General features: G+C 71.5%; 13 protein-coding genes. 2 read left to right on the top strand and 11 right to left on the bottom strand.

Translation table 11 applies throughout. From position 1 onward, the window contains the following. Positions 1-55: 55 nt before the first annotated feature. The 8 genes from OMP39_RS03170 to OMP39_RS03135 are packed head-to-tail and all read right to left on the bottom strand — an operon-like array spanning position 56 to position 8,521. Positions 56-1,921 carry a polysaccharide biosynthesis protein gene (locus tag OMP39_RS03170; RefSeq protein ID WP_264893359.1) on the bottom strand — a complete coding sequence of 622 codons (1,866 nt, stop codon included), beginning with the start codon at positions 1,919-1,921 and terminating at the stop codon, positions 56-58. A gap of 18 nt (positions 1,922-1,939) precedes the next feature. After that, a complete protein-coding gene (locus OMP39_RS03165; protein ID WP_264893358.1) occupies positions 1,940-2,539 on the bottom strand; it encodes a sugar transferase in 600 nt (199 codons plus the stop codon). 7 nt (positions 2,540-2,546) lie between these two features. Beyond that, entirely contained in the window at positions 2,547-3,704 is a 1,158-nt protein-coding gene (locus tag OMP39_RS03160) for a DegT/DnrJ/EryC1/StrS family aminotransferase (protein WP_264893357.1), read from the bottom strand. Beyond that, positions 3,704-4,420 (bottom strand): class I SAM-dependent methyltransferase, encoded by a 717-nt coding sequence (locus OMP39_RS03155; protein WP_264893356.1) that lies wholly within the window; start codon positions 4,418-4,420, stop codon positions 3,704-3,706. The genes OMP39_RS03160 and OMP39_RS03155 overlap by 1 nt, the downstream gene beginning before the upstream one ends. A 9-nt stretch (positions 4,421-4,429) precedes the next feature. Further along, positions 4,430-5,467 carry a glycosyltransferase family 2 protein gene (locus OMP39_RS03150; RefSeq protein ID WP_264893355.1) on the bottom strand — a complete coding sequence of 346 codons (1,038 nt, stop codon included), beginning with the start codon at positions 5,465-5,467 and terminating at the stop codon, positions 4,430-4,432. Continuing rightward, positions 5,455-6,528: a glycosyltransferase gene (locus OMP39_RS03145; RefSeq protein ID WP_264893354.1), complete on the bottom strand. Its 1,074-nt coding sequence runs from the start codon at positions 6,526-6,528 to the stop codon at positions 5,455-5,457. Before OMP39_RS03145 ends, OMP39_RS03150 begins: the two co-directional genes overlap by 13 nt. Before the next feature lie 22 nt (positions 6,529-6,550). Further along, entirely contained in the window at positions 6,551-7,165 is a 615-nt protein-coding gene (locus OMP39_RS03140) for an acyltransferase (protein ID WP_264893353.1), read from the bottom strand. 51 nt (positions 7,166-7,216) lie between these two features. After that, a complete protein-coding gene (locus tag OMP39_RS03135) occupies positions 7,217-8,521 on the bottom strand; it encodes an oligosaccharide flippase family protein (RefSeq protein ID WP_264893352.1) in 1,305 nt (434 codons plus the stop codon). Between the two features lie 246 nt (positions 8,522-8,767). Here OMP39_RS03135 and lysS point away from each other — a divergent pair, with 246 nt between their 5' ends. Beyond that, the gene (gene lysS, locus OMP39_RS03130) at positions 8,768-10,291 is read left to right on the top strand and encodes a lysine--tRNA ligase (protein ID WP_264893351.1); all 1,524 of its coding nucleotides are present in this window, start codon (positions 8,768-8,770) and stop codon (positions 10,289-10,291) included. Positions 10,292-10,330: 39 nt separating this feature from the next. Here lysS and OMP39_RS03125 read toward each other — a convergent pair whose 3' ends face one another. Continuing rightward, positions 10,331-11,119: an enoyl-CoA hydratase gene (locus tag OMP39_RS03125; RefSeq protein WP_264893350.1), complete on the bottom strand. Its 789-nt coding sequence runs from the start codon at positions 11,117-11,119 to the stop codon at positions 10,331-10,333. A 217-nt stretch (positions 11,120-11,336) separates the two neighbouring features. On the opposite strand from OMP39_RS03125, the gene OMP39_RS03120 reads away from it, so the two are divergent. Then, on the top strand, positions 11,337-11,843 hold the full coding sequence (locus tag OMP39_RS03120) for a hypothetical protein (RefSeq protein ID WP_264893349.1): 507 nt from the start codon (positions 11,337-11,339) through the stop codon (positions 11,841-11,843). Here the strand turns inward: OMP39_RS03120 and OMP39_RS03115 are convergent. Next, positions 11,815-13,050, bottom strand: coding sequence for a DUF3108 domain-containing protein (locus OMP39_RS03115; protein ID WP_264893348.1), 1,236 nt, complete (start codon positions 13,048-13,050; stop codon positions 11,815-11,817). The two genes, OMP39_RS03120 and OMP39_RS03115, sit on opposite strands and share 29 nt — an antisense overlap. Then, the gene (locus tag OMP39_RS03110; RefSeq protein WP_264893347.1) at positions 13,029-14,768 is read right to left on the bottom strand and encodes a M61 family metallopeptidase; all 1,740 of its coding nucleotides are present in this window, start codon (positions 14,766-14,768) and stop codon (positions 13,029-13,031) included. The genes OMP39_RS03115 and OMP39_RS03110 overlap by 22 nt, the downstream gene beginning before the upstream one ends. Between the last annotated feature and the right edge of the window lie 7 nt (positions 14,769-14,775).

Below are 14,775 nucleotides of genomic sequence, written 5' to 3'. Positions count from 1 at the left end.
GCCGGCCGGGCAGGCTTTGCTCGGCAGGCCCGGGCGATGGCGGCTTGCCCGCCCCTCACTCGACCGCCGGACGGTACTCCGGCACGGCCGCGCGCAGCCAGGCGCGCACCCGCGCGTCGTCGGGCAAGGGATCGGCCGCCACAGCCTCCAGCAGCCGGCGGGCGGCCTCGGCCCCCTCGGCGGCATGGAGCCGCGCGATGCGCAGCCGGGCGATGGGCGTCGGCACCGTCGCGTCGGCATCGGCCAGCAGCTCCTCGTACAGCTTCTCGCCCGGCCGCAGGCCGGTGTAGACGATCGGAATCTCGTCCAGCGTGTGGCCGGCCAGCCGGATCAGATCGCGCGCCAGGTCGGCGATGCGCACCGGCTCGCCCATGTCCAGCACGAAGACCTGCCCGCTCTCGCCCATCGCCGCCGCCTGGATCACGAGCCGCGCGGCCTCGGGGATGGTCATGAAGTAGCGGGTGATCTCCGGATGGGTGACCGTCACCGGGCCGCCGCGCGCGATCTGCTCCTTGAACTTCGGGATCACGCTGCCGCTGGAACCCAAGACGTTGCCGAAGCGCACCGCCATGAAGCGCGTGCGGTAGCCCTGCGTGGCCAGGTGCGCGATCACCATCTCGGCGGCACGCTTGGTCGCACCCATCACGTTGGTCGGATTCACCGCCTTGTCGGTGGAGATGAGCACGAAGCGCTCCACGCCGGCCTCCGCGGCCGCCAGCGCGGCACGGTAGGTGCCCAGCGTGTTGTTCTGCAGGGCCGCCCAGGCGTTGTGCTCCTCCATCAGCGGCACGTGCTTGTACGCTGCCGCGTGGAACACCACCTGCGGCCGCCACGCGGCAAAGGTGCGCCGCAGGTGGTCGAGGTTCTTCACATCCCCGATCAGCCGCACGAGGGGCAGGTGCGGGAACTGCTCGGACAGTTGCTGCTCGACGCTGTAGAGCGCGAACTCGCTCTGCTCGTACAGCACCAGACGCGCCGGGCCGTAGCGCGCCACCTGACGGCACAGCTCCGAGCCGATGCTGCCCCCGGCGCCGGTGACGAGCACCGTGCGGCCGCTCAGACACTCGCTGATGCCCACCTCGTCCAGCTGCACCGGCTCACGGCCGAGCAGGTCCTCGGGCTCGATCTCGCGCACCCGGCTGACCTGCGAGCCCTCCAGCAACTCCTGCGCGGAGGGCACGGTCAGCACGGGCAGGCCGGTGGTGGCGGCCATCTCGATGATGCGGCGCCGGTCGCGCAGTGCCAGCGACGGCATCGCGACGATGACGTGCGTGACGCCCAGCGCCTGCACGTGGCGCGGCAGCTCGGCCAGCGGGCCGAGCACGGACACGGCGCCGATGCGGGCGTGCTGCTTGGCCGGGTCGTCGTCGAGCAGCCCCACCACCACATAGCCCTGGTGCTGGATGCCGGCCAACAGCAGCCGCGCGGCCTCGCCGGCGCCCAGCACGATCGCGCGGCGAGGCTCGAGGCCGCTGCCGCGGACGCGTTCGCGCAGATGCTCGTGGAACATGCGGTAGGCGATGCGCACCGAGGTGAGCCCCATCAGCGTGATGACGGGATGCAGCGCCAGCACCGCGCGAGGCACTTTGACCAGCTGCGCCATCAGCACGACCACGGCGCCCACGAGCCCGGCGATCGCGCACGCCCAGGTGAGCTTGCGCACCTCGCCGAAGCCCGAGAAGCGCCACAGACTGCGGTGCACACCCAGGGCCCACAGCACCGCCAGATACAAGGCCACGAGACCGGCCATCACCAGCGGGTCGTACCACGGCCGGGCACTCCACCAGCGGTCGAAGCCCAGGCGGAACAGGTAGGTGATGTTCCAGGTGACGACGATCACCGCCGCATCCACCGTCATCGAGATCCACGGCCGGTGCGGACGCAGCCGCGCGAGGAACGAGTCGATCGTCTGCCAGATCATCGGGTCGGCGCCACGGGGTCAGGCTCGAAAGAGCAGGATACGCAGCGTGCGGGCCAGCACGCGCAGGTCGGTCCACAGCGTCGCCTCGTCGACGTAGCGCTCGGCCTGCCGCAGCTTGGCCGGCATGATCTGCTCGACATAGGCGCGCTCCGGGTCCGCCGCACGGGCCAGCAGCTCGCTCTCGCGGCGGTACTCCAACGAGGCCGGGTCGGTGATGCCCGGCCGCACCGAGAGGATCTTGGCCCGCTGCTCGGGCGTGTAGCGGGCGACGTACTGCGGCACCTCCGGGCGCGGGCCGACCAGGCTCATCGTCCCCTGCAGCACGTCGATGAGCTGGGCGAGCTCGTCGAGCTTGGTGTCGCGCAAGAAGGCGCCGACGCGCGTGACGCGGGGGTCGCGGCCCACGGTGATCTGCGGGCCCCGTGCCGGCGCATCGGCCACCATCGTGCGGAACTTGTGGATGCGAAAGGGCACGCCGTGCCGGCCCACCCGTTCCTGCCGGAAGAACACCGGGCCGGGCGAATCGAGCTTGATCGCCAGCGCGATCAGCGCGAAGAGCGGCGCCAGCAGCATCAAGGCCAGCGAGGCGACGACGAGATCGAAGGCGCGCTTGGCCATGGGAGCCTCAAGTCAGAGCCTCGGCCAACGCGCGGGCCACGCGGTCCACGTCGGCCTCGCTCATGCGGGTATAGAGCGGCAGGCTCACCATGCGTTCGTAGGCGTGCTGGCTGTGCGGGAACTGCTCGGGCACGAGCCCGTAGCGGTCGCGCCAGTACGGGTGCAGGTGCAGCGGGATGTAGTGCACGCTGCAGCCGATGCCGGCCGCGAAGAGCCGCTCGATCAGTTCGTCGCGCCCGAGCTTCGCCTCGTCGGTGAGGCGCACGACGTACAGATGCCAGGCATGGGTGTCGCCGGGGGCCGGCCGCGGGGGCCGCACGAGCGGCAGGCCTTGCAGCCGCTCGTCGTAGCGGGCCGCCAGCGCCGCGCGCCGCTGCTGGAAGGCGTGCGCCTTCTTGAGCTGTTGCAGCCCGAGCGCGGCCGCGATGTCGGTGAGGTTGTACTTGAAGCCGGGCGCCACGATCTCGTAGTACCAGCTGGGCACCTTGGCGGTGAAGCGGTCGAACGCATCGCGGTTCATGCCGTGCAGCCGCATCACCTGCGCGCGCCGCGCCAACGCGGCATCGCGCGTGACGAGCATGCCGCCCTCGCCCGTGGTGATCGTCTTGTTGGCATAGAAGCTGAATACCGTGGCGTCCGACTCGAGCGTGCCGACGAGGCGCCCGCCGCAGGTGGTCGGCAGCGCGTGCGCGGCATCCTCCACCACCTTGAGCCCGTGGCGCCGGGCCAGGGCGATCAGCGCCGGCATGTCGGCCGCCAGGCCCGCATAGTGCACCGGGATGAGGGCCTTGGTGCGAGGGGTGATGGCGCGCTCCACCGCCGCGGGGTCGATGTTGAGCGTGGTGGGGTCGATGTCCGCGAGTACGACGTCGGCGCCGAGGTAGCGCACCACCTCGGCCGTGGCTGTGAAGGTGTGCGTGGTGGTGATCACCTCGTCGCCCGGCCCGATGCCCAGCGCCTCGAGCGCCAGGTGCAGGCCGGCCGTGGCCGAGTTGACCGCGACCGCGTGCAGCGTCGGCTCGCCGAGGAAGTCGGCAAAGGCCTGCTCGAAGCGCTTGGCCTTGGGGCCCGTGGTCACCCAGCCGCAGCGCAGGGTGTCCACCACCTCGGCGATCTCCTCGTCACCGATCTCGGGCAGCGCGAAAGGAAGGAATGCTTGGGTCATCACGACTGGGGTTTCTCGATCCAGGCCAGCACGTGGGTGCGCAACCACGGCAAGGCATTGAAGCAGGCATACAGCGCCGGGTGCACCCGCACGGCCGCGCGGGCCAGGGGCGGCGCGAGCGTGAGGCGCCGCACGCGCAGCCGCCCTTCGGGAAAGAGCGCCCGCACGCGCTCGACCGGCACGCCGCGCACGTCGGGGTTGCGGGGATTGTCCACCGTGAAGTCGTACCACAGCACGCCGCCGCCCGGTTTCACCCAACGCCACATCGTCTCGGCCAGTCGCGCCTGGAACGCCTCGTCCAGCAGAGAGGAAAAGACCGTCGCCTGCATCACGACGTCGTACTGCCCGGGCGCGAGCTTGGGCCCCCACGCGAGGGCATCGCCCGCCAGGAGTTGCACCGCGCCGGGCAGCCGTGCGCGCGCCTGCGCGAGCCGATCCTCGAGCAGCTCGATGCCCGACAGATGCTCGGCACGAAAGCCCATCCGCAGGCACTCGAGCAGGTTGGCCCCCGAGCCGCAGCCCACCTCGAGCAGGCGGCGCTCGGCGAGGTCGAGCCAGCCGAGCGTGCGAAAGAGCGCCGCGCAGGCCCGCTGGCGCTCCTGCCACGCCGCGAGCGCGGCCGGGTTGAGCGGGTGGTAGCGCCAGTCCTGCACCGCACGGCGCGCATAGCGCTCGCGCACGGCGTCGGGCTCGCAGGGGCGGGGTGTACCGGACATCGCGGCCCTTCAACGCGTGAGCCGGGCGAAACGGCTGCGACCGGAGCGCACGCCGCGCCAGACGTCCCACCAACCGAGCACCGAGCCGAAGCCATAGCCCAGGTGGTAGGCGGCGATCACCCCGGGCAGGTGCGGCAGCAGCGACCAGCCGGCGCGCGCAGCGATGACGACCGAGGCCGCGACGACGGCCGCCGCATAGCCGCCTGCCAGCAGTGCCAGCGGCGCCATCCCCTGCCCCAGCACGGCGGCCAGTGTCGCCGCGCCCAGCGCGAGCACGAAGCCGGTGGGCACCAGTTGGCGCCAGGCGGCCGGCTGCCGGTGCTTGCGCATCACGAAGGGCTTCCAGTAGCCGTACTGCAGGTACTGGCGGAACAAGGCGCCCACCGACGCACGCGGGCAGTACGTGGAGCGGATGGCCGACGCCTGCCACACGCGGCCGCCGCCGCGCACGATGCGCAGGTTGTGCTCGTCGTCCTGGTTGCGCACCAACTGCTCGTCGAACCCGCCGAAACGCTCGAAGGTGCGCCGCGGCCAGCAACCGAGGTAGACCGTGTCCACCCAGCCGTCGTAGTCGAGCTGGCGCGAGCGCGCGCCGCCAGCCAGCCAGCGCGACTGAAACGCAGCGGCGATCGCACGCTGCACCGGGCTGCGGCCCTCGGCACGCCAAGGGCCCCCGACGTTGTCGGCCCCGGTGGCCTCCAGCGCCTCGATGCAGCGGGCGATGTAGTCTTCGGCATAGGTGGTGTGCACGTCCATGCGCACCACCACCTCGCCGTGCGAGGCGGCCAGCGCACGGTTGAGCCCGGTCGAGACGATGCGCCCCGGGTTGTCGATCACGACGAGCCGCCCGTCGCGCCGCGCCGTTTCGCGCAACCACTCGGTGGTGCCGTCGTCGCTCTGGCCGTCTGCGACGACCACCTCCAGCGCCCAGCCCGGGGGCAGGCACTGGGCGGTGACCGAGCGCCAGAAGGCCTGGATATGGTCGCGCTCGTTGCGGCAAGGCACGATCACGCTGACGGTGCGCACGTCGTTGCTCACGGCGTCCACCCCAGCACCTGACGGTACAGCACGTCCATGCGGTCCATCTGACTGCGCCGCGAGGCCTGCCTTTCCACCGTCGCGCGGTTGCGTCGGCCCATCTGCTCGGCCAGGCGCGGCTCGCGCAGGAGCGCCTTCAGGGCGTCGGCCAACGGCGCAGGCTGGCCGGCCGGCACGACGAAGCCGCCGGCGGCGTCCACCCACTGCCGGTTGGCGGGCAGGTCCGAGACGACCACCGGCAAACCGGAGGCCATCGATTCGAGCAGCGACACCGAGGTGGCGTCGCTCGCGGGCACCGACACGCTCACGCTCGCCTGGTTGACGAGCGCGGCCATGCGGTCTTCGTCCACCTTGCCGTGGAAATGCACGAACGGCTCCAACCCCCGCGCCCGCACGAGCGACCGCAAGGGCGCTTCCATCGAGCCGCCGCCCAATAGGTGCAACTCGATCGCGGCGCCCGGCTCGGCCTGCCGCAGCAAGGCCACGGCTTCGACGATGACGTCGATGTGGTAGTTCGGCTCCCAGGCGCGCAGGCTGACGATGCGGAAGGGCCAGGGCGCCTTGGCCACCGGGTGGAACTTGTCGGTGTCCGCGCCCCAGTACACCTGCTCCAGTCTCGCACGCGGTGCGTAGGTGGCGATCTCGGTCAGCATGTCGCGGCTGTCCGCCGTGATGAGGCGCGCGCGTCGCAAAGTCCAGCCGGTGAGCAGACGCACGAGCCGGCTCTCGCGCGGCGAGACGAGGATGTCCGACCCCCAGCCGGTCAGCACGAGCGGCTGCACGCCGCAGGCGGCCGCCCAGAAGCCGTAGGAGGTGATGTAGTGGCCGTGCACCACGTCGGGCCGCAGCCGGTGCGCCAGCGATCGCACGCGCGGCGCAGCGGCCAGCCACTGCGCATTGCCCTCGCCGGTGCCCAGCGCGATCACCTCGGCCCCCGGCACCTCGTGCGGCAGGCGCGAGACGACCGTGCAGCGCCACCCGCGCGCAGCCATCGCGCCCACCCACCGTTGGGTGTGCACGCTGGTCGCGTCGGCGAGGAACAGCAGATGCGCGGTCCTGCCCGTCCTCATGCCGCCTCCTCTTGCCGCCTCCTCATGCGTCGCCCTCCTTCCCCGGATCTTGCGGGGTCGGACGCAGCGCGGCCTGCCACCCCACGCCGCAATAGAGGCTCGCGATGTGCGGATGCTCCTCGATCCAGCGGCGGTCGAGCTCGCGCACGTCGCCCACCACCACCGCGGGCTGACCGGCGACGACGGCGTAGTCGGGAAAGCTGCCGTCCACGTAGCTGTGCGCGCGCACCAACACCCCGCGCCCCAGGCGCGAGCCGGGCATGACCACGCTGCCCGCGCCGAGGAAGCAGTACGGCCCGATGTGGGTGGGCTGCCGCACGAAGCCCACCGGCTGCGGCTCACCCCAGTAGGCGCGCCCCATCAACCGGCCCGCGCGGTGGCTGGAGTGCGAAAGGATGGACACGTGGTTGGTCACCTGCGTGCCCTCCCCCAGGTGCAGCCCCCCGGACGCATCGATGAAGTTGAAATGGCCGATGAAGACGTGGTCCTCGATCACCAGCTGCTGTGGGTTCTCGATGTCGGTGGCGGTGCTGATGCGCGTGTGCGCGAGCCAGGTCCCGTCCGCACGGCGATAGCCGTAGACCATGCGCGGACGCACCAGATGGCGCAGGAAGGACAGCAACAGGTACTTGAGCATCGAAGGTCGGCGCGGAAGCCGGCACACCAAGCGCGGGCCGCGGGCCGCAGTCTACCGGGCAGCGGGCCCCGCCTCGCGGCGCCCCGGCCACAAGTCGGCGCCCAGGTGCCGCCAATCGGGCCACAGCAGCTCGCGCCACCGCAGGGCGGCGTGGGTCCGGAACTGCCACACGCCCCAGGCGATGGCGAGCAGATACGACAGCGTCGTGGCCAGCGCCCCGCCGAGGGCGCCGACGCGCGGCACCAGCCACAGGCAGGCGGCCACGTTGACGGCCAGCGAACAACCCGCCACCGCGGCCGACCACTGCGGCCGCCCCAGCCCGTTGGTGTAGTAGGCCGACAGCGTCGAGGCCGAGGCATAGGCCCACACGCCCGGCAGCAGCACGAGCAGCAGCGGCACCGCCTGCCCGTAGGCCGGCCCCAGCCACGCCGGCAGTGCCCACGCGGCCAGCAGCGCCAGCACCGGAGCGGCCAGCAGCAACACCACCAGGTTCAGATGCATGAGGCGCACCGTCAGCGCCGCGGCCTCCTCGCGCTCGGGCGCCCCCAGCTTCGCGTAGGCGGCTGCCGTCACCGACGACGACACGAACCACAGCAGCTCCGCCACGGACACCGCCACCGAGTAGATGCCCGCGCTCGCGAGCCCCGTGTAGCGCTCGACGATGAAGAGATCGGCCCGGTAGTTGAGCCAGCTCACCAGGTTGGTGAGCCCCACCACCGTGCAAAAGCGCGCCAGCCCCCGCCATGCCGCCCAGTCGGGCCGCTCGGCACCGAAGTGCCACCAGGCCCACGCGGCTGCGCCGATGCCGACCGCCGCCCGCGCGCCGAGCCAGATCGCCGCGACGGCCGTCGCGTCCCACTCGATGCCCGCCAGGCGCGCCGCCCCCAAACCCGCGAGCGTCAGCAGCGGCGGGCCGAGGGTCAACAGGTTGATCGGCGCCATCCAGCCCAGGCCCAGGCACAGGCCCGAGACCGTCGGGATCAGCACCACCCAGGGGGCGGCCAGCGCCAGCAGCGGCAGGAAGGCGTAGGCCGCCTCGCCCGCGAACGCGGCGGCGCCGGCCGACCAGAAGGCCAGGCCCCCCACGCTGCCGCAGCCGAGCGCCAGCAGCACCGCCCCGCCCAGCCAGCGCGAGGCCGCCTCCCGGTGGTGCGAAACCCGCCGCGCGGCTGCCAGGCCCAGCCCCGAGAGCAGCGCGGCGAAGAGGGCCTCGGTCGCCACCAGCAGCGAGAACACACCTTGCACCTGCGGCCCCTGCCGCGCCACCGCCACGAGCACGAGCAACCCCAGGCCGACCGACGCGAGGCGGGTGGCCAAGTGCGAGATCGCACCGCGGGCAAGGGGGCGAGGGGTCATGGACGAGAGGCGAGAAGGATGGGACCGCGAGACCACACGGGCACGCCGCCCCGGGGGCGGACGCACGGCCCCCGGGCCGTGCGGGGCACCGGTGCGCGCGATCATAGCGGCCGCCCGGCCCGCAAACCCCGCCCAGTAGAATCAAGGGTTCTTCGCCCGCGCGGCCCGCGCCGCCCCCGGGCGACCCGCCCATCCAACCCCCAACCCAGCAGCGGTGGCCTTGCGGCCACCTTCCGCGAGCCCGTCATGACCGAACGCGCCACGCCCGCTTCCCACCCCGAGGCCCCCACCGCCGATGAGAACCAGCTGATCGCCGAACGCCGGGAGAAACTCGCGGCGCTGCGGCGCCAGGGAGTGGCCTTCCCCAACGACTTCAAGCCCCGCCATCACGCGGCCGACCTGCACGCGCAGTTCGACGCACGCCCCGGCGACGAGCTGGAGGCGCTGCACGTCAACGTGAGCGTGGCCGGACGCATGATGCTCAAGCGGGTGATGGGCAAGGCCAGCTTCGCCACCCTGCAGGACGCCAGCGGACGCATCCAGCTCTACATCACCAAGGACCGCGTCGGCGAAGCGCTGTACGACGCCTTCAAGCACTGGGACCTGGGCGACATCCTCGGCGCCGAGGGCCTGCTGTTCAAGACCAAGACCGGCGAACTCTCGATCCAGGTCACGACGCTGCGGCTGCTCACCAAGAGCCTGCGCCCGCTGCCGGACAAGTTCCACGGCATGACCGACCAGGAACAGAAGTACCGCCAGCGCTATGTGGACCTGATGACCGACGAGCAGGCGCGTGCCCGCTTCGTCGCGCGCAGCAAGGCGGTCGCCTCGATCCGGCAGTACATGACCGAGCACGGCTTCCTCGAGGTCGAGACGCCGATGCTGCATCCCATCCCGGGTGGCGCGAACGCCAAGCCCTTCGTCACGCACCACAACGCGCTGGACCAGCAGATGTTCCTGCGCATCGCGCCGGAGCTCTACCTCAAGCGCCTGGTCGTCGGCGGCTTCGAGCGGGTGTTCGAGATCAACCGCAACTTCCGCAACGAGGGGATCTCGATCCGCCACAACCCCGAGTTCACGATGATGGAGTTCTATGCGGCGTACTGGAACTACCACGACCTGATGGACTACACCGAGGCGCTGCTGCGGCACGCGGCGCAGCAGGCCACCGGCTCGACCCTGCTCACCTACCAGGGCCGCACCGTCGATCTGGGCCAGCCGTTCGCGCGGCTCACCATCCGCGACGCGATCCTGCGCCACGCGCCGCGCGTCGACGATGCGCAGATCGACGACCCCGCCTACCTGCGCTCGGAACTCAAGATCCTCGGCATCGAGGCCCCCGAGCACTGGAGCCTCGCGCAACTGCAATTCGCCGTCTTCGAGGAGCTGGTCGAGGAAAAGCTCTGGGAGCCGACTTACATCATCGACCACCCGGTCGAGGTCTCGCCGCTCGCACGCGCCTCCGACACCAACCCGGCAATCACCGAGCGCTTCGAGCTCTACATCACCGGCCGCGAGATCGCCAACGGGTTTTCCGAGCTGAACGACCCGGAAGACCAGGCCGCGCGCTTCCACGCGCAGGTGGCAGCCAAGGACGCCGGCGACGAGGAGGCCATGTTCTTCGACGCCGACTACATCCGCGCGCTGGAGTACGGCCTGCCGCCCACCGGCGGCTGCGGCATCGGCATCGACCGCCTCATCATGCTGCTGACCGACTCGCCCAACATCCGCGACGTCATCCTCTTCCCGGCCCTGCGGCGCGAAGGCTGACGCCCGCCCCGGCGGGCCGCGCAGCCCCGCCGCTCGCGCTCACCGATGCTTGAACTGCGGCGCCCGCTTGGTCAGGAAGGCGTCCATGCCTTCCTTCTGGTCCTCGGTCGCGAAGAGCGCATGGAACGAGCGGCGCTCGAACAGCAGGCCGTCGCTGAGCGGGCTTTCGAACGCGCGGTTCACGCATTCCTTGGCGGCCAGGATGCTGGGCAGCGAGAAGCCGCAGATCGACTCGGCCGCCGCGCACGCCTCCTCCAGCAGCCGCTCGGCCGGCACCACGCGCGACACCAGCCCGGCGCGCTCGGCCTCGGCTGCATCCATCATGCGCGCCGTCAGCACCAGGTCCATGGCCTTGGCCTTGCCCACGGCGCGCGGCAGGCGCTGCGTGCCGCCGGCGCCCGGGATGATGCCGATCTTGATCTCGGGCTGGCCGAACTTGGCGTTGTCGGCCGCGATGATGAAGTCGCACATCATCGCCAGCTCGCAGCCGCCGCCCAGCGCGTAGCCGGCCACCGCGGCGATGACCGGCTTGCGCACCGTCTTCATCGTCTCCCAGTTGCGGGTGATGAAGTCGCCGCGGAAGACGTCCATGTACTCGTACTTCGCCATCGCGGCGATGTCGGCCCCCGCGGCGAAGGCCTTGTCGCTGCCGGTGACGATGATGCAGCCGATGCCGTCGTCGGCATCGAACGCCTTGAGCGCCGCGCCGAGTTCGTCCATCAAGGCATCGTTGAGCGCATTGAGCTGCTTGGGCCGGTTGAGCGTGATGAGGGCATACCGCAAGGCGCCGCTGCCGCGCACCTCGGTCTGGATCAGTTCGTACGTCACGGAAGTCTCCTTTCGTGCCCGAACTATACGGACTCGGCCGGCCGCCGCTGCTCACGCGGGCAGCCGTCGGCGCCGCACGCCCCCCGCCGCGACCCCTTGCACTGCGAAATACGCCACTGCCCGACCGGGCGCCTCCAGGATTTCCTGATGACAGCGCCCGGCGGCGCGCGTTAAGCTGGACGCAAAGGACGGGTGGCAAGCCACCGAAGGGTGGGGAATGGGTACCGTATACCGCAAGACGGACAAGGGCCAGGCTGAGATCACCACGCGCCAGTTCCAGTTGCCCATGAAATTGCGCTCGGCGCTCATCATGGTCGACGGCAAGCGCACCGACGAGGACCTGCTGCGGATGATTCCCGGCCAGGCGCAAGAGGTGCTGCAGACGCTGCTGAACGAAGGCTTCATCGAGGTGGTCGCGGTGGCGGCCCCGCCCCGCCCGTCGTCCTCCTCGTCGCGCCCGCCCGAGGGCGCGGCCTCCAAGCCGGCCACCCCGGGCCTGCCCCCGGCACCGAGCCGGCCGCTCGATCAGATGCGCACCCAGGCGGTCCGCTTCGTCGTCGAGCAACTCGGGCCGCTGGGCGACGACATCGCGATCCGCATGGAGAAGGCGCGCAGCTGGCCCGACCTGCACCCGGCGCTCGTCATCGCGCACCGCCTGCTGGCCGACAACCGCGGCGCCGCCACGGCCGACGCCTTCAAGGCGGCTTTCCTGACGGCGGAGTAGGCGCAGGCACTCCCGCGGCCTGCTCCGGCAGCCGGTCGATCATCAAATCGATGTACGTGTCGGCGTCCTGCCGGATGCGGATGCGCACCGGCAGGTATTGCAGTTGCGGCGCGAACCACATCTCGGCCAGCAGCGCATCGCGCGTCGGGAACTCGCGCCGCGGCACGAGGTGGTAGGCCTCCACCGGCCCGAGCGGCGTGGCGAGCGTCTCCAACGCGACCACCTCGTAATACCAGCGGTCCAGGCGCTTGGGCAAGGCGAGCGGGAAGTCGATGACGCGGCCCACCTGCAGCAACTGCGGCTCGACGGTGAGGCGGTAGGTCAGCTGCACGAACTGGCTCGCCGCGTCCTGCACGCCCGGGGGAGCCTCCACGTCCCGGCCCGAGGCGAGCCTCGCGCGGCCGGCCCCGAACTCGATGATCGCATGGCGGTGCGCAAAGCCCAGGCGCGTGTCCTCGTCGTAACGCCGCGGCACCAACCCGGCCGGCGTGATCTCTCCACGGCTGCTCATGCGCCGGCCCATCAGCGAGGCCGCACGCGGGCCCACGATCACCTCCACATGGACCTCGTAGCGGGACCCCTCGCGCAGCCACTCGACCTGCGCGCTGCCCCGCACCTCTCCGCGGTAGTAGCCCTGCATCGTGTAGCTGAGGCGGGTGGACACCGGCCATTCGAACGCCGGCGCCCCGGCGGCTGCGGCGCCCGGCGACTGCGCCGCCCCGGTCGCGGTTTCGGGCACCTGCGCTTGGGCCTGCGTTTCACCGCCGCCCGGCGTCTCACCGGGGACGTGAGCCGTCGCATGCTCCTCCGCGGTCGCGGCAGACGCGCCCTCCTCGTCCCGCGGGGCGTCGGGCTCGGCGGGCGCCGACGCGGCCTGCGCCGATGCGGCCTGCGCCACCTCGGCCGCCGACGCCGGGGCGGCCCTCGCGGGGACACGCGCGGCGGCACGTTGTTGGCCGCGCGGCGCGGGAGCGGCGGCGCGCGGCGCCACGGCCGGCGGCGCCTGCAGTTCGATACGGCGGGTGTAAACCGCCTGCATGCGAGGCGGCTCGCTTTCGCCCGAGCCCACAGGCGCCAGCCATTGCCCGGCCTGCCGCACGACGCCGGCGTGCGCGAGCACGACGAGCACGAGCACGGCCCACCACGCCGGGCGGCGCCACGCCGGGCGCGGCCGACCGCCGAAGGTCAACGCGACGGACCCAACCATGCGCGTCGCCGCGCCACGCGGTCCGCCGAGGCCCGCGGGTCGACGGCCAGTTGCACCTGGTGCGCCGCCCGTTCGGCCGGCACGTCCAGCTGCAGCCTCAGCAGCCGCTGGTCGCGCGAGACCAGCAGCTCGCACGGTTCGCCGGCGCTCGCGTAGAGGGCCAGATCCTCGAGCTTGCGCAGCCGCCAGTTGCCGACGGCAAGGATCTCGTCGCCTGCCGCGAGCCCGGCGCGCTCGGCGGCGCTGCCGCGCATCACCGACTTGATCTGCACGGCGCCGCCCGTGTCGTGGCTGCGCACGCCCACGCGCTGGGGCCAGCCCGCAGGCTGCGTCTGCCATTGCACGCCGAACGGTTCGAGCAGTTCGGCCAGCGGCAGATCCTGCGTGCCGTGCACCCAACGGCGCAGCTCGCGGGCGTAGGAGCGGCCCCCCACCTCCTGCAACGCCCGCGCGATGTCGGCCTCGCTGATGGGCCCCGCCCCGCTTGCCTGCCACAGCGCGCGCATCGCGTCGTCGAGGTGGGCACCCTCGCGTCGCAGGGTCAGGTCGAGGGCCAGCGCGACGAGCGAGCCCTTCGTGTAGTAGCTCACCGTGGCGTTGACCGTGTTCTCGTCCGGGCGGTAGTACTTCACCCAGGCGTCGAAGCTCGCCTCGGCCACCGACTGCAGCTGCCTGCCGGGCGTGGCGAGCACCTGGTTCACCGCCTTGGCCAGCAGCTTGAGATACCGCGCCTCGTCGATCAGTCCTGCGCGCACCAGGAACAAGTCGTCGTAGTAGGACGTGAAGCCCTCGAAGAACCACAGCAGCTCGGTGTAGTTCTCCCGGCTGTAGTCGTAGCGCGCGAACTCCGCCGGCCGCAGGCGCTTGACGTTCCAGGTATGGAAATATTCGTGGCTGATGAGGCCGAGCAGCGTCACGTAGGCGTCCGGGGTGCCGGGCTCGTCGCGCCGAGGCAGGTCACGCCGCGCACACACCAGCGCGGTGCTCGCCCGGTGCTCCAGCCCTCCGTAGGCATCGTCCATCGCGTTGAGCAGGAACACATAGCGCGAAAACGGCGGACGACGCCGGCCATGCCAGAACGCGATCTGCGTCTCGCAGATGCGCCTCGCATCGGCGAGCAACCGCTCTGCGTCGAAGCCCGGCAGCGCCCCGCTCACCACGAACTCGTGCGGCACACCGGCCGCCCTGAACTCGCCGCGCCAGAAGTGTCCCAACTCGACGGGGTGGTCCACCAGCTCGTCATAGTCGGCGGCCTGGTACAGCCCCTGCCCGCGCGCATCCACCTTCACCGCCGGCAAGGACGTCGCGGCCTGCCACCCGCGCGGCAGGCGGCGCAGTTCCACCTGCTGCGGCTCGTCCTCGCGCCCCTCGACGCGCAAGAACATGCTGGTGCCGTTGAAGAAGCCGCGCCGCGCGTCCAAGTAGGCCGCCCGCACGGAGAGGTCGAAGGCATAAACGCGGTACTCGACCTCGAGCGGGGCGCGTCCGGTGCATTTCACCTCCCAGCTGGCCTTGTCTAGCTGCCGCACCGTGCGGCGCTCGCCCTGCTGGCGAGCCTCCAGTCCGTGCACGTGGCGCGCGAACTCGCGCACGAGGTAGCTGCCCGGGATCCACACCGGCAGGGTGAGCCGGACGAGGTCGCCCGGCTCGGCCACTTTCAGCACGACGCGGAACAGGTGCGCATGCAGGTCCAGAGGTTCGATGCGATGAACGATCATGAATCGG

The sequence above is a fragment of the Schlegelella aquatica genome, from assembly GCF_026013905.1.
Classification (GTDB): domain Bacteria; phylum Pseudomonadota; class Gammaproteobacteria; order Burkholderiales; family Burkholderiaceae_C; genus Caldimonas; species Caldimonas aquatica.
This window is presented reverse-complemented; position numbering and strand designations above follow the sequence as displayed.